Source organism: Sphingomonas sp. ID1715, assembly GCF_013044515.1.
Taxonomy (GTDB): domain Bacteria; phylum Pseudomonadota; class Alphaproteobacteria; order Sphingomonadales; family Sphingomonadaceae; genus Sphingomonas_B.
This window is the reverse complement of record NZ_JABEPR010000002.1, coordinates 153525-177758: the sequence shown is the minus strand read 5'-3', so window position 1 is coordinate 177758 and position 24234 is coordinate 153525. Positions and strand designations below refer to the sequence as shown.

The 24234-nt window shown below is 64.8% G+C and carries 15 protein-coding genes; 12 read left to right on the top strand and 3 right to left on the bottom strand.

Annotation, left to right across the window (positions count from 1 at the left end; all coding sequences use genetic code 11):
* Positions 1 to 3: 3 nt before the first annotated feature.
* Genes HJG53_RS05720 through HJG53_RS05665 form a run of 12 tightly spaced genes read left to right on the top strand, consistent with a single transcriptional unit; the run spans position 4 to position 13764 of the window.
* Positions 4 to 759, top strand: coding sequence for a conjugal transfer protein TraV (locus tag HJG53_RS05720; RefSeq protein ID WP_254447570.1), 756 nt, complete (start codon positions 4 to 6; stop codon positions 757 to 759).
* A complete protein-coding gene (gene traC, locus HJG53_RS05715; protein ID WP_171128488.1) occupies positions 759 to 3329 on the top strand; it encodes a type IV secretion system protein TraC in 2571 nt (856 codons plus the stop codon). Before HJG53_RS05720 ends, traC begins: the two co-directional genes overlap by 1 nt.
* 6 nt (positions 3330 to 3335) lie before the next feature.
* The gene (locus HJG53_RS05710) at positions 3336 to 3728 is read left to right on the top strand and encodes a hypothetical protein (protein ID WP_171128485.1); all 393 of its coding nucleotides are present in this window, start codon (positions 3336 to 3338) and stop codon (positions 3726 to 3728) included.
* Positions 3725 to 4132: a type-F conjugative transfer system protein TrbI gene (locus tag HJG53_RS05705; RefSeq protein WP_171128483.1), complete on the top strand. Its 408-nt coding sequence runs from the start codon at positions 3725 to 3727 to the stop codon at positions 4130 to 4132. The genes HJG53_RS05710 and HJG53_RS05705 overlap by 4 nt, the downstream gene beginning before the upstream one ends.
* Entirely contained in the window at positions 4119 to 4637 is a 519-nt protein-coding gene (locus HJG53_RS05700) for a S26 family signal peptidase (protein WP_171128482.1), read from the top strand. The genes HJG53_RS05705 and HJG53_RS05700 overlap by 14 nt, the downstream gene beginning before the upstream one ends.
* Before the next feature lie 8 nt (positions 4638 to 4645).
* On the top strand, positions 4646 to 5281 hold the full coding sequence (gene traW / locus HJG53_RS05695) for a type-F conjugative transfer system protein TraW (RefSeq protein WP_171129635.1): 636 nt from the start codon (positions 4646 to 4648) through the stop codon (positions 5279 to 5281).
* Positions 5278 to 6303: a conjugal transfer pilus assembly protein TraU gene (gene traU / locus HJG53_RS05690; RefSeq protein ID WP_171128481.1), complete on the top strand. Its 1026-nt coding sequence runs from the start codon at positions 5278 to 5280 to the stop codon at positions 6301 to 6303. The genes traW and traU overlap by 4 nt, the downstream gene beginning before the upstream one ends.
* Complete coding sequence (gene trbC / locus HJG53_RS05685) at positions 6300 to 7064, top strand: type-F conjugative transfer system pilin assembly protein TrbC (RefSeq protein WP_171128480.1); 765 nt, start codon at positions 6300 to 6302, stop codon at positions 7062 to 7064. The genes traU and trbC overlap by 4 nt, the downstream gene beginning before the upstream one ends.
* A complete protein-coding gene (locus HJG53_RS05680; RefSeq protein WP_171128479.1) occupies positions 7061 to 8779 on the top strand; it encodes a conjugal transfer protein TraN in 1719 nt (572 codons plus the stop codon). Before trbC ends, HJG53_RS05680 begins: the two co-directional genes overlap by 4 nt.
* Entirely contained in the window at positions 8760 to 9593 is an 834-nt protein-coding gene (locus HJG53_RS05675; RefSeq protein WP_171128478.1) for a conjugal transfer protein TraF, read from the top strand. Before HJG53_RS05680 ends, HJG53_RS05675 begins: the two co-directional genes overlap by 20 nt.
* Position 9594: 1 nt before the next feature.
* Positions 9595 to 11019, top strand: a complete 1425-nt coding sequence (locus HJG53_RS05670) for a conjugal transfer protein TraH (RefSeq protein ID WP_171129633.1) — start codon at positions 9595 to 9597, stop codon at positions 11017 to 11019.
* A gap of 36 nt (positions 11020 to 11055) precedes the next feature.
* Positions 11056 to 13764, top strand: a complete 2709-nt coding sequence (locus HJG53_RS05665; protein WP_171128476.1) for a conjugal transfer protein TraG N-terminal domain-containing protein — start codon at positions 11056 to 11058, stop codon at positions 13762 to 13764.
* Positions 13765 to 13766: 2 nt separating this feature from the next.
* Here the strand turns inward: HJG53_RS05665 and HJG53_RS05660 are convergent, their stop codons facing one another.
* The 3 genes from HJG53_RS05660 to HJG53_RS05650 all read right to left on the bottom strand — a co-directional run bounded on the left by HJG53_RS05660 (position 13767) and on the right by HJG53_RS05650 (position 23940).
* Complete coding sequence (locus HJG53_RS05660) at positions 13767 to 13997, bottom strand: hypothetical protein (RefSeq protein WP_171128474.1); 231 nt, start codon at positions 13995 to 13997, stop codon at positions 13767 to 13769.
* Positions 13998 to 14096: 99 nt separating this feature from the next.
* On the bottom strand, positions 14097 to 16778 hold the full coding sequence (locus HJG53_RS05655; protein ID WP_217352665.1) for a DEAD/DEAH box helicase: 2682 nt from the start codon (positions 16776 to 16778) through the stop codon (positions 14097 to 14099).
* Positions 16771 to 23940: a sacsin N-terminal ATP-binding-like domain-containing protein gene (locus tag HJG53_RS05650; protein WP_171128470.1), complete on the bottom strand. Its 7170-nt coding sequence runs from the start codon at positions 23938 to 23940 to the stop codon at positions 16771 to 16773. The genes HJG53_RS05655 and HJG53_RS05650 overlap by 8 nt, the downstream gene beginning before the upstream one ends.
* Positions 23941 to 24234 lie beyond the last annotated feature (294 nt).

The following is a 24234-nucleotide window of genomic DNA, read 5'->3' as shown; positions in this document are numbered from 1 at the left end:
CCCATGCCTTACCCCAAGCGCCTCATTGTCTGCGCCGGCCTCGCGGCGGCGCTGAGCGGCTGCACCACGTTCGGCACCAACATCCAGGGCGAGTTCACCTGCCGCGCGCCCAAGGGCGGCTGTGCGCCCAGCCATGTGATCGACGCCGGCGCGACCGCCGCGCTCGAGCAGGCTCGCTCGTCGCCCGAGCTCGCCCGGGTCCGGGCCGGGGTTGCGGCCGGCGACACCGGCCGGACTTCGGAACGCACGCTCAAGATCGTTTTCCCGGCGCATGTCGATGAAGCCGGAACGCTGCATGACGAAGCCGTCGCCTGGGCGGTCGTCGAAAATCCGCGCTGGGCCGCGGAGCTGCGCCGCAAGCCCGGCGAAGAGGCCGCGCCTCCGCTGATGCGGCAGCTCGGCCGGCAGCTCAAGGCGGCCCAGGCTGCAGATGACCCTGTCGCAAAGGAAAGCGGCGACGAGGCCGATGCCGATCTCGGCTCGCCCTTCTCGCCGGCCGCCTCGCCCATTCCCGATTCCCCCGTTGCCTCGCCGCTGGTCCTCCCCTCCACGGCGCGCGAGGCCGTCGCCGGTGCCAAGGCACCGGCGGTCGAGGGGTTCGACATGTCCCCTCCCCTGCATGATCGGACCCCTCGGCCAGGCGGCGAGGAGCCGCTGACATACCCGAGCGTCGAAGCGATCGAGGCTGCCAAGGCCCCGAAGGGCGCCGACACCGGCACGACCTCCACGCCCGCGCCGGCCGACAAGGAGCCCAAGTGATGGCCGAGCGGCTGAACACGATCGTCGATCGCGTGCTCACCGGCCTGCTCGGCGACGCCGAACATGCCGAGAAGCGCCGGCCGCCGCTGATGCTCGACATGCTGTCGGACTGGCTGCCGTACCGCGTGTTCGACCCGGCGAGCCAGCTCTATTTCAACGCGCGCTCGAAGGGGTTCATCCTCTCGGTGACCCCGCTGATCGGCGCCGACGAACGCACGGGCGAGATCCTCGGCGCCTTCTTCTCCGAAGGCCTGCCGCCCGGCGCCTGCCTGCAGGTGCTGCACCTCGCGTCCCCGCGCATCAGCCGGATCGTCGCGCCGTGGTTTGCGCCGCGCTACGTCCAGGGCGGGGTCTATGAGGCGATCGCCCGCCACCGCGCGAAGCGGCTCTACGGTCTCGTCTGGGAGTCGGGCTCGGCCGACGCGCCGTTCCACGCCCGGCATCACCAGGTGATCGTCTCGGTCGGCGTCCCCGCGACCAAGGGCGTCGGCAACGAGGAGCTCAAGCAGACCCGCGACGGGCTGGTCGCGATGCTGAAGTCGCTCAATCTCGGCGTCGCCGAGGTCGGCCCGGAGCAGCTGATCGCGCTTGTCGACGACCTCACCTCGCCGACGACGGCGCCGCAGGACGACGCGGCGTTCTACAACCCGAACGATCCGATCGCCGCCCAGGCGATCCGCCACGACATCGAGCTCGTCGTCCACGAGGACCGGATGCACTTGCGCACCGAGCGCTTCCGCCCGACCGGCCGGACGAACGAGGGCGTGCCGGAGATCGGCACCGTCTATCCCGACGCTTTCGACGTGCGGCACTTCGCGGTTCGCAACATGCCGCAGCGCTGGGCGCCGTGGGAATGCGCGCGGCTGATCGGCGACCTGTTCACCGACAAGCTGCGCTTTCCCTGCCCGGCCGCGACCATGCTGTGCCTCGTCTATCCGGACCAGGAGGCCGCCAGCGCCAAGGCGGGCTTCAAATTCATGCGCACGACCAGCCTCGCGGGCACGAGGAGCGCGCGCTTCCTGCCGCGCATCGGCGAGCAGGCCGCCGAATGGCAGCACGTACAGGCCGAACTCCAGGAAGGCCGCCGGCTTGTCCGCGTGTTCTACGGCATCACGGCCTATTCGCCGCTCGGGTCGGGCGACCGCCACGAGCGGGCGATCAAGTCGATCTACAAGGCCGCAGGCTGGGATCTCGCCGACGAGCGATACCTTCAGGTCCAGGGCCTGCTCGCGGCCATGCCGCTGACGCTCGCCGACGGGCTCGGCGCCGACATGGAGCGCCTGAAGCGCTTCAAGACGGTGCTGTCGACGACCGCCGCCAACATCGCGCCGATGCAGGGCGAATATCTCGGGAGCGCGCAGCCGCACCTGCTGTTCGTCGGCCGTCGCGGCCAGCCCTTCTTCTGGTCGCCGTTCGAGAACGACGCCGGCAACCACAATGTCGCGATCTGCGGCAAGTCGGGCTCCGGCAAGTCGGTGCTGCTGCAGGAGATGTGCGCGGCGCTCCGGGGCGCGGGCGCGCAGGTCGTGGTGATCGACGACGGGCGCAGCTTCGAGCATTCGGTCAAGCTCCAGGGCGGCCGCTTCGTCGAGTTCACGATGAAGGCCGGCTTCTGCCTCAACCCCTTCTCGATGATCGACGCGACCCGCGCCGAGGAGGATGAGGACTATCGTCTCGACTGCTTCGGCATGGTCAAGGCCATTGTCGGGCAGATGGCGCGGCACAGCCAGAAGCTGAGCGACACCGAGCGCGGGCTCATCGACCGGGCGGTCAACAGCGTGTGGAGCGAGCATGGCGTCGCGGCGACAATCACCGGCGTCGGCGAGGCGCTGGCGGCCCAAGGCAACGAGGCGGCCACGGACCTCGCGACCGCGCTGGCGCCCTACATGGCCGGCGGCACCTATGGCGCCTTCTTCGAAGGCCAGGCGAGCCTCGCGCTCGATGCCGACTTCACCGTGTTCGAGATGTCCGACCTGGCGAGCCGCGAGGAGCTGCGGGCGGTCGTGCTCTCGGCGATCATGTTCATGACCAGCCAGGCGATGACCCGTAGCCCACGCCAGGTGCGCAAGCTGCTGCTGATCGACGAGGCCTGGTCGATGCTCAAGGGCGGCTCGATGGGCGAGTTCGTCGAGACCTACGCCCGCACCTGCCGCAAGTATGGCGGCGCGCTCGCCACCGCGACCCAGTCGCTCAACGATTACTACAAGTCGGACGGGGCGACCGCCGCGCTCGAGAACAGCGACTGGATGCTGATCCTCCAGCAGAAGCCCGAGACCATCGCCGACTTCAAGGCGTCGAAGCGGCTCGACATGGACGATCGCACCGAGACGCTGATCCGCAGCCTCAAGCGATCGGGTTCGGACTACTCGGAGGTCTTCATCAAGGGACCGGAGACCGAGGCGATCGGCCGGCTCGTGCTCGACGATTATTCGGCGACGCTGTTTTCGAGCTCGCCCCAGACATTCGCCGCGATCGATGCCGAGATCGCCCGCGGCCACCAGCTCGCCGACGCGATTGAGCGGATCGCCTTCGCGGGCCGCACCTCAATCCACCCTCAAGCAAGGACCTGAAAACCCATGTCACTCCACCTCGTCACCCCCTCCGAACCGGCGCAGGAGCTTGCCGCGGAGGACGATCGCCCACCGCCCGGCAAGGGCTGGCGCGGCCATGCCGCCGACACCTGCTACATCCTCCTCAAGGCGGGGGGCTTCCTCGCCACGACCTACCTGATGACGCTCGGGCTGCCCCTCCTGTTCTTCCTGATGATCTCGGGCGGCGACGTGGAGCTGTTCTTCGCGCAGCTTGCCAATTTCGCCGACCGCTTCCTCGGCGCCGATCCCGACCGCCAGGTCGGCTTCGTCAATGAGCTCAAGTTCGGCCTCATCAGCCTCGCCACGCTGCTCGCCTGCCTGCGGCTGCCCGGCTTCCTGTGCGAGGTCAACGAAGGACTGCGGGAGGAAAGGCCGTGAAGAACATATTGGCAACACCAGTCCTGCCGAAGGGTCGCTTCGGCGTCAGCCTGACGGGAATCGCGCTCGCGCTGAGCATGGTCGGCTCCACGCTCTGGGGCCTGTGGGCGACCGACAAGCTGCTCGCGCTCGAGAAGCGCGAGGTCGTCACCGTCCAGCTCAGCGGCATCATGGGCGACTTCGTCGAGGCCGAAGCGCGCGCCGGGCGGACCCCCGAGGAAACCCGCCAGCGGGTCCAGGCCTATCTCAAGGCGGTCGAGGCTTCGGTCGGCCAGCTCTCGCGCGAGGGCCGCACCGTCCTCGTCGCCGAAGCGGTCGTGGCGGGCAGCACCCCCGATCTCACCGAAGCGGTGCGCGCCGACGTCGCGCGCCGGATGGGAGCCTCTCCCGATGCGCGCCGCTGACACGCGTCCGTCGGCATGGCCGCGCCTCGCGCTGTGGGGCGGCGTCGGCGCCGTAGCGCTCGCGCTCAGCTCGCTGTCCGCGTTCGCGCGCGACCACGCGCTGATGATCAACGCGAGCCCGAGCCTGCCTTACTGGGCGGTCTGGCTGACCCGCGGCGCCGAGCCGCAGCGCGGCGACATCATCCTGTTCGATCCGCCGGCCTCGCCGCTGCTCATGAAGCACTTCGGCAGCGAGCCGAAGCCGTTCGGCAAGCGCGTGAGCGGGGTGCCGGGCGACGTCGTGACCGAACGGAACCGCGCCTTCTTCGTCAACGGGCGCCTGGTCGCTAGGGCCAAGCCGCGGAGCCGGCTCGGCGAGCCGCTGGCGCTCGGTCCGACCGGCACCGTTCCCCGGGGCTGCTACTTCGTCACCACCGAGCACAAGGACGGCTTCGACAGCCGCTACGCGGCGATCGGCTGGATCTGTGCGCCGCGCATCCTTGGCGTGGGGAGGCCGATCCTGTGAACCGGGCCATCCTCATCGTCGGGCCGCTCCTCGCCTGGCTTGGCACGGCCACTCCGGCGCTCGGCCGCGACTACGGCCAGCAGGGCGCCGTCTGGCCGATCGTCGAGCCTGACCTGCTCGCGCAGATTCACGCCCGGCTGACCCGGCTCGAAAAGACCGGGGAGACAGCGCGGCTCAACCAAGAGCTGAAGCGCCGCACGATCGCGCGCGTCAACCGCCCCGAGCCGGTTGCCGGCGTCGGCCCGGCCTCGGCAACTCGCAGCTGGCGCTTCGATCCGACGATCACCGTCGAGCGCAACATTGCCGACGACAAGGGCCGGGTGATCATTGCCGCGGGCACGCGGGTCAATCCGCTCGACACTGTGCCGCTGCGCGCACCGCTGGTGTTCCTCGACGGCGACGATCCGGCGCAGCTTGCCTGGGCGACCCGCCGCTTCGCGGCGACGCGGGCAAAGCTGATCCTCGTGCGCGGCGCGCCGCTCGAGCTGATGAAGGCACGACAGCGCCGGTTCTACTTCGACCAGGGCGGCAGCCTCGTGAAGCACTTTGGCATCCGCGCGGTGCCCGCGACGGTCGAGCAGCAGGGCCGCCTCCTCGTCATCACCGAGCAGGCGATAGAGCCGCAGAAGGGCAAGGCGTCATGATCCGCAAGGATCTCCATTCCCGCATCGGCGCCTTGTTGCTGCTGCTGGCCGCGGGCCTGCTGGCCGCCAGCCCCGCGCAGGCGGAGGCCGGGCCGGGCCGCTGCACCGGCAAGTTCGTCAATCCGATCACCGACATCTGCTGGTCGTGCCTGTTCCCGATCTCGGTCGGGGGCTTGAAGATCTGGCCCTCGGAGCGGCCCGACACCGACAATCCCGATTCGCCGGTCTGCCTGTGCGGCCTGAGGCCCGGGATCTCGATGGGCTTCTGGGAGCCGGTGCGGCTCGCCGATGTCAGCATGAAGCCGTGGTGCTTCGTCAACCTTGGCGGAATGAAGCTCGATCCCGGCTTCGACATCGGGTTCAAGACGATGGCCGGCCCGTCGGCGGTCGGCGGCGCGACGCAGTACAACTCGCAGTGGCACGTCCACTGGTACGCCTATCCGCTGATCTACTGGATGGAGATCGTCGCCGACTTCCTGTGCCTCGAATCCGGCTCGGTCGACATCCTCTACATCACCGAGATCGACCCGCTGTGGCAGGACAGCGAGCTCACCGCGATCATCAATCCCGAAGCCGTCCTGTTCGCCAATCCGCTGGCGCTCGCCGCCTGCGCCGCCGACTGCGTCGCGGCGACCGCCAAGCTGCCGACCGACGAGCTGTTCTGGTGCGCCGGCTGCCAGGGGACGATGTACCCGCTGAACGGCAACGTCTCGGCGACGATCGGCCATGTCCAGGCCTCGCGCCTCGCGCTCGCCCGCTTCTCCTACAAGCTCCACCGCGAGCTCGTCGCGTGGGGAACGATGGGCAGCAAGGGACTGTGCGGCAAGTACCTGATGCCGGTGATGCGCAAGCAGCAATACCGCTTCCAGGCGACCAACCCCAACCCGCAGACGAAGGGTCGCTACGCCTGCGCCCCCATCGGCGCCTCCACCACCTTCATGTCGGCAGGCCAGGTCTATCCCGCCATCGGCGAGGACATGGGCTACCTGGTCTGGCGCAAACGGAACTGCTGCGCGCTATGAAGACGCTCCCCCATCTCCTCGCCCTGGCCGCGCTCGCGGGCGCCGCCGCCTTGGCCGGCGCCGCGGCCCAGACCGCCGACCCGGACCTCGATCTTGAGGCGATCCGCGCACGCGCCGCCGAACAGGCCGGCGAAGCCGACGCGCTTGCTGCCGGAGCGCGCGCCCGCGCCGAGCAAGTCGCCGGAGAGGCGCGGACCAGCGCTGCCGACGGCCAGGCGCACGGCCGGCGCTTCGCCCGCGAGGCTGCCAAGAGCGCAAGGCCCGATCCGGCACAGACCTTCGATTTCGACCGGATGGTCGCTGATGCCGGCACGATGGCGAGCGAAAGCATGGGCGAGGCCCCGCGCTTCATCGCCTTTGCGTCGCTGTCGATGCCGCCGGCTGCACTGCGCGCGATGATCGACGACGTCACCCGCGCGGGCGGCGTGATCGTCCTGCGCGGCCTGCCCCAGAACAGCGCAAAGGTGCTGACGGCCGCGCTGTCGAAAGTCGTGCGGCCAGGCGAGGAGCTGGCGAGCTTGGGGATCGATCCGCGCCTGTTCCGCGCGTTCGGGATCGAGGCGGTGCCCACCTACGTCGTCGCCGGCAGCGACTTCGACCTGTGCGACGGGTTCGACTGCACGACCGCCGTCCCGCCGCATGACCGCATGAGCGGCAATGTGAGCGCCGCCTACGCGCTCGAGACCTTTGCCCGCGGCGGCGGCCCCGGCGCGCTCATCGCCGCCCAGCATCTCGCCCGACTTGAAAGGCCCGCCCCATGAAGACGCTTCTGCTGCTCCCGATGCTCGCTTGCGCCTGCCTCCTGCCGGCCGGAGGCGGCCACGCCCAGACCACAACCGAGGCCGCCAAGGCGGACGGCAAGGCGTTCGGCCGCGAGAAGGCGGCCGACGCCAAGGAGGCGGCGACCACCCGCCCCGACGCGGGCCGGGTTCCCAATTTCGGCGGCGTGCCGAGCCAGTCCGATTACTTCGATGATCCCGACCGCATGAGCCGGGAGGCCGCGAGCCAGGCAAGCTCGAGCACCGGCTATCGCACGATGCGGGACTCGATGGACCGGCGCGCGCGCTTTGCCCCGCAGGATCTCGACGCGGTGATCGCGCGCAGCAAGACGCTGAGCGAGGATCCGCTCGCCTATACCAGCGGGATGGCGATCGGCGGCTCGCAGGGCCGCTGCGTTCCGCTGCCGGCCGGCGCCGGGAGTGCCGGTCGCTACATGGCGACCTGCAACACCGGCTACACCGCCAGCCAGGAGACGCGCACCTGCCGCGTCACGCTCGAGGCGAGCGTCGTTCCCGGCACCGACTATATCTACCGCTGCTCGCTTGGTGCCTGGGACGGCAGCCTCGATTGTTCCGAGCTTCCGGCAGGGACGTGCCGGCGCACGCGCCGCCTGTCCTACCGCTGCCTGCAGTGGACCTGGATTGGGGGACGCAAGGTCTGCTCCGAGCCGGACGGGGCGATGTTCGAATATACCTGCTCGCAGCCGGTCCCCGGCCTGACACCCGACCGGATCGCGGGCAGCCCGACGGTCACCACTACCCGGAACGAGAGCGGCTGCGCGGGCCTTGCCGCCGACAGCAGCTGCCAGCAGGACGCGGAGACCTGCACCGACGGCGATCCCGTCGCCCGCGTCATCAATGGGGTGTCGGTCACGCAGCCCTGCTGGGCGTGGTCACGCAGCTACACCTGCGCGCAGTTCACGGAAGCGCAGGATTGCGAGGCGCTGGAAGGCACGGCCGGCTGCAATCTCGTGCGCGAGGACTGCCTGACCGACGAGCCCTGCCGGACCTGGGAGCGGGTCTATGACTGTCCCGTCCCGGACCAGCCGGCTAGCACCAACCAGTTCATCTGCGATGGCGACGTCTACTGCATCGACGGCTCGTGCGAGACGATCCAGCGCGAGGCCAATGACGAGTTCAAGGATGCGGCCGTCGCGCTGAACGCGATGAACCAGGCGCGTCGCGAGTTCGACGCCGACACGCTCACCCTGTTCCGCGGCACGCGCAACACCTGCTCGTCCAAGGTCTTCGGAGCGCTCAACTGCTGCCGGGGCAAGGGATTTCCGCTGATTCCCGGAATCCAGCTGCTCATGGCGCTGGGCTGCAGCCGCGAGGAGATGCTGCTCCACCAGCGCGATGCGCAGGGCCTGTGCGCCTATGTCGGCAGCTATTGCTCGGACAGCTTCCTCGGCGTCTGCCTGACCAAGAAGAAGGTCTATTGCTGCTTCGAGTCCAAGCTGTCGCGGATCCTGCAGGAGCAGGGCCGCCGGCAACTGAACAAGCCGTGGGGCAAGCCGAAGAGCGAGCAGTGCCTCGGCTTCACGATCGACGAGTTCGCTCGGCTCGACCTCTCGAAGATGGACTTCAGCGAGGTCTATGCCGAGTTCACGGACGCCGCCCGCCTGCCCGACGAGCTGCAGGCAGCCACCGAAATCCAGCAGAAGATCGAGGACTATTATGCCCGCGCACGCCAATAGGCCCGCCCGGCGGCTTCCGGCCGCCTGCCTCACGCTGGCCATCCTTCTGACGACAGCCGCACCGGCGCATGCCCAGGAGCCGCCGCTCGTCGCGACCGGCGACGGCCAGGACAGCTTCTACTGCGAGAAGCGTCGGCTTGGTTATTGGTTCTACTGCACCAGGCCCCGGCCGGCCGAAGCGCCCGAGCCCGCCGCACCGCCGCCGGCGAGCGCGACCAGCCAGCTCGATGCGATCACCGCGCAGCTGCGCGAGCTGAAGGCGAAGGCGATCCTCGAGCCGACGCCGGCCAACGTCACCGCCTATATCCGCTTCCAGCGCGAGCAGCTCGACCGCGCGTCGCTGTTCAGCGATGTCTGGCAGCGGGCGATCTGGCAGGATCCCGAGCTCGACTACACGCTGCAGCGGCCGGTCTCGACGCTCGGCAAGATGCAGTGGCAGGACGCGCGCAGCGCCGAACGCAACGCCGTGATGGCGCAGCTCGGGGCGCGTTACGGGCTGTTCTACTTCTTCGCGCAGAGCTGCGGCGCCTGCGAGGTGATGTCGCCGATCGTGCAGTCGGTCGCGTCGACCTGGCACATCGCGGTACGCGCGATCTCGACCGACGGCGGGCCGTCGCGCCATTTCCCCAACTACACCGTCGAGACCAACCAGCGCACCCGCATGGGCCTCGAACCGAAGGTGACGCCGGCGGTGGTGCTCTGGGATGCGCTCAAGGGGCGGGCCATCCCGATCGGCTACGGCGTCATGTCGGCCGACGAGCTCCAGGACCGCATCTACCTCCTCACATCGAAGGAAGCCGGACGTGACTACTAGGATGAAGCGCATGGTCGCCGCGCTGCTGGCGATCACCCTGCCCGTCGCCTCGGCGCAGGCCGATGTCGGCAGCTCGATGGACGCGTTCCTGAAGGACGTGGGCGGCGCCTCGAACATCAACGGACCGACCGCATTCGAGGGCCAGTCCGCCGGCTACTACAGCCTGGGCAATGTCTGGACGCGCTTTCCGCAGAAGACGACGAACATCGCCAATCTGCAGCTGCCGCGGGCGCGTGCGGGCTGCGGCGGCATCGACATCTTCGCCGGCTCCTTCAGCTTCATCAACGCGAGCGAGCTCGTCGCGATGCTGAAGGCCGTCGCCAACAATGCCGTGGGGTTCGCCTTCAGCCTGGCGATCGACACCGTCTGTCCCGAGTGCTCGAAGATCATGCAGGAGTTCAGCCAGAAGGCTCAGCTCATGAACAATCTCAACATCAACAGCTGCGAGCTCGCGCAGGGGCTGGTCGGCGGCGTCTGGCCGAAGGGCGACCTTGCCGACAAGGCGATCTGCGAGGCGATCGGCAATTCCGAGGGAATCTTCACCGACTATGCCGCGGCCAAGCACGGCTGCGGCACCAAGGGCCAGCGCGCCAGCACGACTGCGCAGGGCGACGGCGAGTATGCCGACGTCAACCCGGCGGTGGCGCGCAACTACACCTGGACCATCCTCAAGAAGTCGGCCTTCTTCTCGCCGAACGGCACCTTCGATCGCGAGCTCGCCGAATATGCGATGACGCTGATCGGCACGATCATCTACGTGCCGCCGAAGGACGACGAAGCGGGCAAATTCGTGCCGTTTGCCGGCGATTCCTCCTCGACGCTGGTGACCGCGCTGCTCGACGGCACGGCCGGCAGCACCGTCAAGGTGTTCGACTGCGACGAGCCCGACCAGTGCCTCAATCCCACGTTCAAGACCCTCAGCGTCCCGGCATCCAAGGCGCTGCGCCCGCGCGTCGCCGGGCTGATTGCCGGCATGGTCCAGGCGATCCGCGACGACACCGCGATCACCGAGGGGCAGAAGGAGCTGCTGCAGGTGGCCTCGGTGCCGCTCTACAAGATCCTCACCGTGCAGGCCGCCTACGGTCGCGGTATGCCGACCGACGATCGCGAGACGCTCGCCGAGATTGCCAGCGTCGACCTCCTCTTCGCGGTGCTCGACCGGATCGTCAGCGAAGCCGGTCGCTCGATGTCGAGCTTCATCGGCGCCGACGAAGCCAAGATCGCGATGTGGCAGGGCCAGGTGAATACGGTCCGCCAGGCGCTCGCCGATCGCCAGGCGAACACGCACCTCAAGGTCAATGCGATCATGCAGATCATCGAGAAGACGGCGTTCATCGAGAACGTCCTCGCCGCCTCGATGTCGCCCGGCATGGCCGCCTCGCTCGACTGGTCGCGCGGCGTCCAGACCCGCGCCCTGACACACTGAGCCACACCAGCGCGCCAGAAGGCGGGAGCCAGGACTATGGTCGAGATTTTCACGGTCGGCGGCGGGGACTATCTCGTCAACGTCTTCCAGGCGGTCGCGGCGTGGACGGGCAACGGCGGCTACAAGAGCCTGATCCAGGTCGTGCTGGTGATGGGGCTCGGCCTATCCGCGCTGACGCTCGCGTTCAACCAGGACTGGCGCGCGTGGATCAACTGGTTCCTTGGCGCCACGTTGATCTACTCGTGCCTGATGGTGCCGCGGCTCGACGTCCATGTGACCGACCGCCTCAACCCCGGCCTCGCCCCCGCCAACGTCAGCAACGTGCCGCTCGGCCTTGCGCTGATGGCGAGCTTCACCAGCCAGGTCGGCGACTATCTGACCGGGTCGGCCGAGGTGGTTTTCGGCCTGCCCGGCGACCTCAACTATTCGAAGAACGGGATGATCTACGGGGCGCGGCTCTACGACGCGACGCGGTCCTTGCGCATCTCGGATCCCGAGTTCGCCGCCAACCTCGACGAGCACTTCCGCCAGTGCGTGTTCTACGACGTGCTGCTCGGCCGCTATTCGATGAAGCAGCTCGCCGAGACCAACGACATCTGGGCCACCATCGCGCCAGGGGGCCAGGCCCGCGCACAGCGCTTCCTCACGCGCGACCCCTCGTCGGGGCAAGTCAGCTCGAGCATCGTTACCTGCCGCGAAGCCTACACAGCGCTGAACGCCCAGTGGGCGGGGCTGATCGACGGCATGGGAACGGTGTTCGGGCGGCAGCTCTACCCGAACCAGACCGCCGCGCTCGCCAAAGCCAAGCTGTTTGCGGACCTGCCGATCGCTTACCAGTACCTCGCCGGCGTCTCGGCCAATGCGACAGACATCTTCAAGCAGACGCTCACTATCAACGCGATGAGCCAGGCGATGCACTCGATGTCCGGCAGCAGCGGGGCCGGCAATGTCGACGTCTATGCGCAGACCCGCGCCGACATCCAGACCGAGCGGACCTACGGCTCGATCGCCAGCAACGCGATGAAGTGGGTGCCTCTGCTCAACGTCGTGCTGACGGTGCTGTTCTACGCGCTGTTCCCGGTCCTCTTCCCGCTGTTCCTGATGCCAAAGACCGGCCCGCTCGCGCTGAAAGGCTACGTCACCGGGTTCTTCTATCTCGCTGCCTGGGGTCCGCTGTTCGTGATCCTGCACATGATGCTGATGGTGAAGGGCGCGGCCGACATGACCGCGGTCGCGGGCGCCAACGGCCTGAGCCTCGCCAGCTTCACCGGCATGGCCGACGTCAACAGCGACATCGGCACCCTCGCGGGCTACCTCATCGCCTCGGTCCCATTCCTCGCCGGCGGCGTCGCGAAGGGCGCGATGGCGATCTCGCACCACGCGACGAGCTACCTCAACCCGAGCCAGAACGCGGCCGAGGAAGCCGCGCGCGAGGCGAGCACCGGCAACGTCGCGCTCGGCAACACCAGCTTCGAGAATTCGAGCGTCCTCACCCGCCAGTTCGCGCAAGGCACGATCGCGCCGAGCTTCACCTATGGCGCCGGCCAGACCCGGACTTTCAGCGACACCGGTTCGATGACCACGAGCTTCGGCGAGGCCAGCTACGACCAGCTTCCGAACTCGAGCTATCCCTTCACGCCCACGCTCGGGCAGGAATTCACGTCGCGGCTATCAACGATGGCATCACAGGCCCGCTCCAACAGCGAGAGCTATGCCAACATCGCCTCCGAATCGACGACCAACGCCGTCACCCGCTTCCGCGAGCTCCGCGACCAGTTCAGCCGCGGCAGCAGCTTTGAGACCGCCACAGGCCAGTCCAGCTCGGACAGCATCCAGACGGCCTTCAGCGAAGTCGACCAGGCCTCCACCAACCTACAGCGGCAGTTCGGGCTGTCACGGCGTGCCGCCGACGACATTACGACTGCATGGTTCCTGAATGGGGAAGCATCCGTGGGGATGGGGGTGGGCGGCAAGACTAGCGTGTTCAGCGCAGGGGCCGGACTCAAGGGCGGTCGAAATCAGGCGTGGACAGACAGCGATATTGGCATTGCTTCCGAAGACCGCTCTCGGATCATGGGCAGTCTCCAGCAGATGTCTGACAGCCGGAACTGGTCGAGCACTCGCGACGAATTTGCCCGCTCGGTGAGCACCTCGTCGAGCTCGTCTATCTCGACGACAGCGACCGGCATGAACGCCTCCCTGACCGAGGCACAAAGCTACAGCCGAGAGGCGCGGCGTGCCGAGGAACTGGCGAACCGTTTGGAGTCTCAGGCGTCGTTCTTTGAAGGGAACAGCGCGGCCGGGAGCCTGAACCTATCGCAGGCTTATCGCGAGTGGGGACTAGTCGAGGTCGAGCGCAATCGGGATTTCTATGGAAACGCTCGCTTCGACGATGTGGCGTTCCAGCTCAGCCCGGAAGGCCAGGCGCTGCAAGCCAAGTTCATCGAGAGCTACGCTGAACAGCTTCGGGACGGGATCGAGGAGCGTCTGGTGCTCACCCCCGGACAGGCTGTGTCGCGACCGAACGTCTCTGATGCCGAGGCAGTTCGAGGCCGAGCTTCGGTCGGAGGGAGCATGCCGTCAGCCGCGCCGCAAACGGATCCCGGCGGCATTCGGGATGAGGTCGAACGCGTTCAGGTGGCTGGGCGGCAGCGGATCGGCGGAGCGCGAGAGCGTCTCGATACCGTTACCAGAGATGCTCGGGGAGCGAGTGCCGAGGCAGCTGACGACGTGAAGAAGTGGTAAGGTCAGCCGCGCAGAACGTCCCAGTAGATCACGAACCCAGCGAAGATGGCAAAGAGGGTGAGCGCGAAGATGCCCAGCCGTCTCGCCCACGGGTCAGCCCAGGTCTTTTTCCACCTGTATTCGGTCAACCGATTTTCGCGGATGGCCTGATCGATCTCGGCAAGTCCCTCCCACTGCTGGGAGGGCTGAGAATCGGAGCGTTCAAAGTCGGATTGCGTCATGATCGCATTCATCTCACCTCTCCTCAGAACATAGCAGAAACAAGGGCTCAAGCCAGAAAAACATGCTCCACGAGAGACCCGCAGCCTTTCCTCAGAAACGGGAGATGGTGGTCAGGTACCGTCGTCTTGATCCGGTAGGAGCATGATCTCACTACGGATGCCGGGCCGGGTCATCATGTCGGCGACAGTCGGCAAGCTTGCCGACATTGCCGAAAGAAGATCCGCCTCTAGTGCCTTCAATTGCTCGCCGTTCAAGGAAGGCAGCTTGGGATTGTCTGCTCGTCCCAACGTGTTCAGCATCTGCAGAACTTCCCAATCACGCAGGACGTGGGTCCGACCTCCCGGGTCCCGCCATGCCCCCAACACAATCCTGGTAACCGAATGGTCCTGGCCGGTGACCTGGTCCTCGACCGACGCAATGAGCAAGGGTGCGGGCAATCGCAGGCAGATCGCCAACGTGCTTTGCAGGCCCTCTCCTTCCTTCAAAGCACGATCGAAAAGCGTGTGCCCCACCCCCATAAGACGCGTCGGGCCTTCCCGATTTGCCAGGCTGGCGTTGCGATCGAATAGCAGGCCTTTGTACCGATCCTGCATTGCGTAATCTTCATCGACCCATTTCTCAGGTGTCAGGACATCCAACCCGTCGTCCCTCCGGAACACGCGCCGGCCTTCGAATTCCATCATCATCGCGAAAAAGCGCTCGAGATCGGGAAGATCGACTTGCGGGAGATTTCGTCCGACCTGGGCAAAGTCGAAGCGGGTCACGTTTCCGAGCATCGTTTTGACCTTGTCGACCAGATCTTCTCCGCCAATGGTGGCGGCTTCCCGGTCGAACCACTGGTCAAGACTTTCGCGCGATTGCGTCTGCCCGACCGCAAATATCTTCTCGAACGCGCTCGGACCGGTCATGCCGATGACGAGCTGACTGATGTCTTCTCGTTCATCCATGGCCTCGTCGAGGGCGCGCTGAATCCGCTCCAGCTTGGCGTTCAGCAAATCCCAAATTCGCGCCTCGACCGTGTCCGGGTTTCTCAGAATGAACACCTGGACAGGCCTCGTCTGACCATAGCGAGACAGCCGGCCAACGCGTTGGTGCAGACGCATCGGATTCCAGGGCATGTCGACATGGACGAGAGTCGCACAACGCTCTTGAAGGTCGATACCTTCGCCGGCTGCCTCGGTTGACACGAGAAAGCGGATGCCGCCCTGGTTGAAGGCTTCTGCTGCCGCGTCGCGGGACCAACTCTTTGGCCCTCGCGAACCGTCTGCCCGGTTGACCTCGTCCAAGCGCTCATCGCCATTGATAAATCCACAGCAGCCGTGACCAAAACGGGCGTGCAGGGCATCGACGACCAGAGCTTGGGTCGCCTTGTATTCGGTGAAGAGGAGTACGGGCTCGTCAGCGGGCAATTCGCCGTCGATGAGATCGACCAGACGTTCGATCTTTCGCTCTTGCTGGATGGGTTCGGCCAACTCGAGCAGTTCATCAAGCCTCGCGATCTCGCCTTCCATCAGCTCGGCGAGCATTTTGCTCCATGCTTCTTCGTCAGCTCGGGCGCGATCATCCAACGTCTCGTCCTCGTCTCCTTCGGTTATGGTCGGAGAGGGAGCGCGTGCCTGTTCGGCAACATCGGCCAGCTTCGCCCGGCGCTTGGTCAGAGCGCTGCGAATGGCGGCAATCGAACTGGCGGCCAGCTTTTGCAGGGCAATAAGCAGGAGCATGCGCGCTGACTGTGCCCGGCCATCGAGGGTTGACGCATAGGCTCGCCCATCGATGATGAAGCTGCTCAACGTTTCGTAGAAGGCGCTTTCCTCTGGGCTGAAGGCGTATTCGCGCGTCTCCACCGTGACCGGAGTGAAGAGCCGGTTCCCTTTAAGGTCGGTGACCGTCGCCTTGTTATTGCGGATCATGACTTCGGGAAGCTTGCTCAACTGCTCATCGATGTCATGTTCGGGTCCGAACTGGTCCGAATCGAGCAGGCTGAGCAGGGACAGAAAGCCGAAGTCCTTGCCGCGGTGCGGGGTGCCAGTGAACAGCAAGAGCGAGCGGATCTTGTGCCGTTCCTCGAGCGCGCGCAGGAGCTGGAAAGAAAGGGTCTCTCCAGTCCGTTCATCGGCATGGAGGTGATGCGCCTCGTCAACCACGACCGCGTCCCACGGGTCAGCGGAGAGAAATCGACTACCTTCGGACCGACCGTCTGCGACTTCCCGGCGAAGTGTGTGGACGGATGCGACCACCATGTTCGCCGTATCCCAAAAATCCACCGCCGGCGTATCAACCGAGCGGTCGTAGACCTGGAGGCGGATATCGAACATCTGGCGTAAACGCTTTTGCCATTGGGGAACCAGTTTCGCAGGGGCCAGCACGAGTAAGCGACGGATTTGCGCCCGAGCCACCAAAGGCATGAGCACAAGACCAGCTTCTATGGTTTTTCCCAGACCCACATCGTCGGCCACCAACCATCTGAAGGGGAAGGTCCGGTTGACCTTGTGGCAGACCCAGAGCTGGTGTGGGAGCAGCTGGACGCGCGATCTTGAAAACACCCCCCACTGGTCGTTCACCGACCGTATCGCCATGGCGCTGGCGCGCATCAAGGTTTCCGCACTTCCATCGAATGTGCCGCTCGCCAGTGCCTGATTGAGCGATCGAGCGAGCGTGAGTTCCGTGCGCAGGACCTGCTGGATCGCTGCGCCAAAGCGGGCAACAACGAATTCGCCGGCATCTGCGATCACCTGACCCATGCCGTGACGTGGGTGGTTCACCCTCGCATCGGCAGCCAGTGCTTCAGGCATCTTCATCGTCGGTATCGTCCCAATCGTTACCCGGCCGCCATTCCTCGACGTCCGCATCGTAGAGGATCGAGGCGAGGTCATCGCGGTGCTTGGCGAGCGTGATTACGTGCAACGGCAGATCACCATCGCCATCGAATTGAGCGTCGCCGCCTATAAGACGTTCAACTGCGCCATGCAGGACGCGTCCCTCGTCAATGCCGCGCTCGAATTGGCCCAGGCCGAGCGTATATACGAGGCGACGGACGCGCTCCGCCGTGCTCCACCCGTAAGGCATAATCTGTTCGGCCTGTGCCTGCGAATAGATGCCCTTGCGGGCCAATTCTCGTACGAGCCAGTTTGCGCCGATGCCGAGCGATCGTGCCAGAGGCGCTGCTTCAATACCCATGCGAGCGGCAACGTGAGAGAATGCCGGCCGCAAATGCCCGCGCAGGCTTACATCGCCTTCTTGAACGACCACCGCTGGCAATTTGATGAATAGCCTTTGGTAGTTCTCGAGATGCCGCGCGATCATGCACAGATCAGGAAGGCATCTGCGCCAAATCAGGTAGCCTTCATCCGCATCCGGATCACTCCAAGCTCGTAGGCGTTCGACAAAAGGCCTCAATTCCTCGTCACAAGGATCGATTGTCGCGAGTTCCTGCCACCAGCCATCCTGGATTGCCTTGGCAACAAACTGCCGGGACTGCGCTGGCTTAATCCGCCCCAGAGTCTGGAACGTTGCGAGCGAGAGCATGGTGAACCAGGCAGGCTTATTCCCGTCAGCCAAGGCCGCGGAGGAAAAGTCCTCGGGATACACCGCGCGATCATACGCATGGCGCAGATCGCGCTGATTTTCCCGCCACCATTGCGCGATACCCGAGAGCGCCTGCTCAGCATCAGGCTGCCAGGCGGCGGGCGGATCAACGGGGCTTGGATACAGGCCGAAGGAATACCCAAGCTTTGCAAGTAGTCGGTTTTTCTCGTCCGGTCGTAGTCCGGCTAGCAGAGGGGAGTTCGCCAGTTCGTCCACACCAGGGAGCCACTTTGCAGCGCTCGCCAGATGAGCAACAGTCCGATCATCCGCGCCGACCAAATAGCGAATGAACCCTTCTTGGCGCGCGGTGCTGTCACCTGCACTCTCCGCCCATTTCTCCCACACATTCGGCGTATGGCCTGCCTGCTCGCGTGCGAAGGCCGCGAGGTCAAATGCTGCGCCTCCGTAGTTCGCAGCCAGGCGCCCAGAAGCAGGAGCGAAGGCCGCCCTCTCTTGTTCATCGCTATCTCCCTGCGGAAATGCCAGCAGCCGGATTGGCTGCCAGCTTCCATCTTCGGCAACCCAGAGCCGCTCGCGCAGGAACTTGCGGAATCCTGATTCTTCCTCACCGGTCATGGCGAGCGACACCACTTCGCCGCAAAGACAGGAAAGTCGCTCCGCTAGCACGCAGTCGATGCCCTCGGCTCCAGCAAGCACTTCGGCCAAGGTAACTGCATCCAAGCGTTGCCCTGAAGGTAGCCCGACTGATCTCAACAGCTGGCCTGTCTCCTCGGTGACAACCGAATTGTTGAGTTCGTCGTCGGTGAGCAAACCCGAGATTGCGCTTAGCGCTCCGCGATCGGCCAGCGATCCCGACAAGCGCCATTTGACGTCAGCCGCACGCGTCGCGCCGCCAAATGCCAACGGCACCAACGGGCGTTCCGCCCATAGCCGAGCAAGCCCATTTCCTGACTTGTGCAGCGATTGCTCGGATCCCTGGCTTGCCAGGTCCTGCGCAAAGAGATGCACGAGCTTTCGCCAGAAATCCTCTCGCCCTTCCAAGTCCAAGCCTGTAGCGCGCGCAAAGCCTGCCCAATCGGCAAGGCAACGGTCATAAAAGGCAATGATCCGCGGCCCAAGGGCGAGCCCAAGTCGGGCAAATCGGCTATCCTTCTCGTCGGCCGTACCGGACAATTGGGTACGACCGGGATCGACGGGAAAGCGGCCTTCCAATAGCCAGGCTCCCCGGCGGCGTTCGCCCACGAGCGGAACTAGGTGCCAGAACTGCGGCACATCGCCCGGCAAGGCATGTGGCCCGTTACGTCCGAAAGGCAGATAGAGCCGAAAATCGTTCCCCAAATCGAAGCGCAATAGGTGGCGACCGCTATCGATTGTCAGCCAGCTTACGCCATCAACCAGCCGATGGTCCTCGTGCCGGAACACCGTCTCGCCTTCATGGCCCACCAATTCGATTGATGCATCCTGACCGAGCGCGGCCAAGAACGGAGCCGCATCCCGAAACGATTGCCATGCCTCGAGTGCCTCTTCTGATCGAGCAGATGCGACCGGAATTTCAATGAGTGTCGCTTTGCGTCCCCTGTCATGGAATGGGATTACCGTGCTGCCTCCCGCGTCCCAGTCGGTAGGGATCATGCCGCCCAAGATGCGGATGGCTATGCCCCCGCTGGCCAGCCGAACTTCGTCCGCGAGCATGTGCGCGGTCTTGAATCCAAGGCCGAAGCGACCGGTTACCGCATCCCCATCTTTGGCAGAGTGATTGATGGCGAGCATATTCGAAAGGTCGCGGCGATGCCCTTCTTCTTCTGCCTTGAGCGGGTCACTCCCCGGCTGATTGACGGGTCGACCCCAATGGATCACCCGCAAACAGGTAATCACCTCATCGCCATCGTAGATAGCTTCGACGCGGAAGCGTCCGTTACCGTGCCACTGTGCCTGAGCATCGACGGCATTCTGGTATAGCTCGAACAAGACTCGATGTGGGGCATAGCCCATCTCGTCGATCTTCTGGCGGGTGGCTTCGAGGAGTTCCCTCGCTCCCTCGTCCGACTGCGCGGCTGCCCAAAGTGCATTGCGGGCCTTGTCCCGATCGCGAGGCGCGTCGCGATGATACTCATTCAATGCTGCGCGCATCACAGGTCCGGTCTTAATGCCGGCGAGGCGATCGTGGAGTACCTCCTGCAATTCCGCGCAGGTGTCTGCGAGTGTCCGCTGATCGCTGGCAAAATAGCTCGCTAGAAGCTCCGACAGTGCTGCCTTATGCCGCTCGAAACCCAGCATCAGAGCAAGGGCCAGCTTTCTGACAAATTGATCCAATAATCGCCGGGCCTCGGCCTCATCGCACGGTGAAACCGGCCCGATCACGAGGTCGTAGACGTGTCGATAGCCGGCATCGTCGCGCTCGATTCCCCGCGGGATACAATCCAGCAGCAGGGCGTCGCCTTTCCCAGAGAGAGGAACCGTACAATCCGTGCCAGCCGCGGACCGCACATTGACCAGGCCCAGCTCCGGGAACTCAACTGCGAAACGCAATTCAGCGAGCCGCTCTCGATTGGAATTGGCCATGCCGCGCTGTTCGTCAGCCAGCATGTCGAAATCGTCGCAGATTCGGTGGAAGGACCGCTGACCTTCCCACTTGGCGGCGAGAGCCTGAATCTTCTCATCCCTGCCGAGCATGGCGAGGGCCAGCAGGATTCCGTCACGCACATCATACTGGCTGAGCGGAGAGAAGGCGCGTTCGATGGCGCTGAGCCAGTCAGCCGCTGCGGGCTTTCGGATTGAGTTGAAGGGCGTCGCCTGATCTTCGGGCTGATCGAGCTTGTCCGCGTATTCGCGCGCGACCAGCGCCGAAGACTCGATCCCCGCTGCACTTAGTGCAACGCTGTCGGCCCTGCCGAAACCACCTGCTTCGGTCGGAACGTGCAGATCTGCAGGAAGATAGCTGGACCCATTCGTCAAAGCAGCCAGATTTCGGCCAAATGCTGCACGGTAAAGCCGCCGCGCCGCTTCAGCATTTGTGCCGAGCCCGCTCAGGTTGGTCAGCGCATTCAATTGAGTAACGATGCCCGCCCGAGCGGGCGCATTTAAAACTTCGGCCATTCCTGCAACGACCGCATCCGCCATGCCGTCGCGCAAGGCTGCAGCGATCAGCGGCCACGCTTCCGCATCGAGCTCTGCATCCGACCTCGCCAACTTCGCCAACTCGTCAAGATGCTCCACGACATCGAGGCACAACCCGGTTGCACCGTGGTCAGCCGCAAGCTGGGAGGCCAAGAGAAATGACTCAGATCGATCGGGTTGAAGGCGCCCGAGGTGCCGCTGCACATTCTCGTCGCGCAGGCAGCTAGGAAGCGCGCTGGCAAATAAGAGCCCACCCTGGTCAAGAATCAGATTCTCGAGTGCATGTTCTGCATCCAGAGGCAGGTCGAGGACATTGGTTGGTCTCCATCCACTGCCGCCCGCACGGATCCACGCCGTGTGACGAAGCGCCTCAATCAGGTCATCGGGCAGGTTCTCAATTTCGCCCAGTGCCGCAGCAATTTCCGAGGTGAAGCATTTAGGGTTTGGCGCGGACAGTGCTGTGCGAATTGCCGCTTCAGGTCCCCAACGCGCGATCAGCCTGTTCTGAACCGCGGCTGCTGGCGGATCTCCCCATAGCTCGACCAGACGCGTAAAGGGCAAGAGCGCGGGCGCGATATCCGACGTGCGACCGCGGAACAGGTCTGTGGCTGAAAGCAGACCTTCGTGCCCATCGGATCGGTGCAAAGGCAGCGCTTTCAGAACATCTTCGTCGATACCCGACTTGAGCAATGCCATGGCCTTGGCATCGTCCATCGGCGGCATGGTGCCGCCGCTCTGCGCATCCTGAAGCCAGGTTCCTAGTTCGGAGAGATCGATCCGACGTAGGCCGATGCGGTCGCGCAAGGCCTTTCTCAATTCCGCCGTCGTAGCGGCGGCGACGAGGCAATCCTCCCTGTCTTGCAACAGCGCCTGCACAAGTTCGTCGAGTATCCCGCCGAGCTCATCGAGTTCGATTAGGCTGACATGCGAAGGCAAAGCTGGGTCGCGCGCAACGAGCCGGCGCAATTCGTCACGAGGGGCATCTGGACCGAGCAGCTCCGCGAGCTCGCCACACCTGCCAGGATCTCCAAAACGATTGGCCTGCCTTAAGACGGCCAAGAGGGATTCCGCCTTCTTTGCCGAAGCCAGATCCCCAAGACCGCCATCCTTCAAGCCAACTCGGTATATGGCGGGTGACGCTACTGCCCCGGCGAGCACAACCAGTTCCCGATTTGGCGCGGCATCGAACAGCAGGCCCAGCCGCTTAAGGGCAGCGATAGCACCCAAAGACAGGCGCACATCTGCATCGTCCTGCATCAATCGCGCGGGGATGACCTGCAATTCGCGAGCTCGAGCGTCCCCGGCCAGTGCATCTAGTGGAGGACCATTGCGCAGGAGATGCGAAACTAGGGCCGATGCTTCTTGGGCTACCGCACCTCGAATCGCGAGGAAGGGTTCTGTCGCGGCCAACAATTCAATCGTCTCGTTCAGCCCCAACTGCCGAGACATAGCCCCGCCCTGATCCGCCCAAGACGCCTTGACCGGAATGCTCCTTCCCGTTGCAGCCAGCGCCCGAAGAAGCTCACGGTTCTCTACGCTGGGGGGAAGGATAAATATGCGATCCTGCGGCAAGCGCCGAACGAGCGATTTAAGCTTCTCGGCACTTGCGAAGCTTTGCTCAACCATCGCGATGGCGCTGCGGCAGGTTTCGGCCAGCGCCGCCCGCGCCGCTTCGCCGGGCTGCGCCGCCTCGAGTACAGCCGACAGCGTTTCGGCCACTTGGCCCTTCTGAAAAGCCGTGGGACCGGCAAGGCGCACCAAGTCGGCAAGCTGCTCATCCGGCCAACGCGGATCGGAGTCGGCCAGCGCGGTACCGAAAGCCAGAACGATCTCATTCTCGCGGCACCAGTCTTCAAGGCGGGGAAAGGCGGCCATAAGACGAGCCAGCGACGCTACATCGCCCCTCACTACCGGGCGCAGCGAGGCACCAGAACAAACCTGCCAACTTTCCGACCTGTCACCCGGCCAGCACCGGGCAAGCGCCTTGCCTTGGCAAGCCTCAGCTCGGTGATCATCCCACCATGGAGTGCGCTGCAGGGCACGGATTAGAGCATGGCGCTCAGCGTCGCCAGGCAAGCCGGGCAAGGCATCCGCCATAGCATCGAGCAGCAGCGGTAGCGCAACTTCGCGGCGCAGGGCCTGGTTCCAACGGGTCTCAATATGATCGTCGTCGCGCAGCTTGCGCCGGTCGCTGGACACGAAGAAATAGCCGTGCACCAGCACATCGATATTGCAGGCACCGCGTTCGAGTGGCTCGGTGAACAGAGGTGTACCCAGCGGCAAGTACACCGCGTTGCGCAATCGCAACTGGCCCGTTCCCTCCCGGGCGGCCGAACGGCAAAGGATCACAGCTCCGTGCGGATTGGCCTTCGGCGGAATGTGCTTGCCGTGGATGTCGAACACCTTGTCCCATCCATCTGCCTTCAGCAGCTGGGCGGCTTGTCCATCCGGTTCCCACTGCTGGCGTCCGCTAAAGGTCAGCTCGAAACCGGCACCATCGACTTGACCGCCGATATCTGGCGCGCCTTCCACACCCGGGCCCGATAAGCGTCGCGCGCCGCCGCGCATCGAAATCCTGCGCCCCTCGCCCGCGATCGGAATGATCTCTATACTTTCCAGATTGCGCAGGCAGCACAGGGTCGCGGCTAGTTCCTCGCCGGCGAGGATATCGTCGATGGCGCTATCCGGTTTCCAGTTCGTATCTGACAGGCACAAGGCCACCCCAGGGCGCAGGCTGGCCGTGCGCAGCGGCAGGAACAGTACCATGCCCCGGTTGATGCCAAGCGCCGCTGTCTTATCGAGCAGCATCTGCCCTTCGGCGGCGGAGAGTTTGGGCCAGTCGCGATGCGCGGCATCCGCTTCGGCGACGTGTTCCCATGGGTTCATGATCAGCGTTTGCGGCCGGCCTTCCTGGTCCTCCACCCGGCCAAGCGCGATGAATGCGTCGCATAGGTGATAGACTGATTTCTGACCCAGACCGAAACGCCCTACGGCCGAGCGTTCATCCGCCTTGCTGCCGCCGCTTGCGCGAGTAATCGCCTCCATATGCCGGGCGAACACCTTTCCGTCATTGGCTACGATCAGGCCAGGTGTTCGCAGCAAAGGATTGACGGCGCCGTCAAAGCCGCTGTGACCGGCGACAACCATGTGGCGGGCCCCGGCATCTTCGGCGTTCTGGAGCAGTTCCTTGAAGATAGTGAAGCCCGAGGCATAGCTCTCGCGCAGAATCTGCTGGAGACGCAGAATATCGGTCTCAGCTGAATGGACGAGGCCGCTAGACCATATATCCATCCCACTCCGTAATACGGCAGCGTTAGCGTTGGCCACGTTTCCCCCTAAAAACAAACTTCTACCACTCGATATCGGGTTCCGCCCCCCGGTTATCGAGCCGCCTATCACATGCCGTTTGATTTCAGATAACGTCTTGAATGTCTTTACCGACCTGAACTGGCAAAGTCGGTTAGAGAAACCAAGGGCGCGAGTTCATCATACTGCTGGAGAATGCCGAACCCCGAAAGGGTGGAAATTTCCACTCCGTCTGTTGACTAATTTTGTCAACGGACGCACTTTGTTCTCATCGGAGGG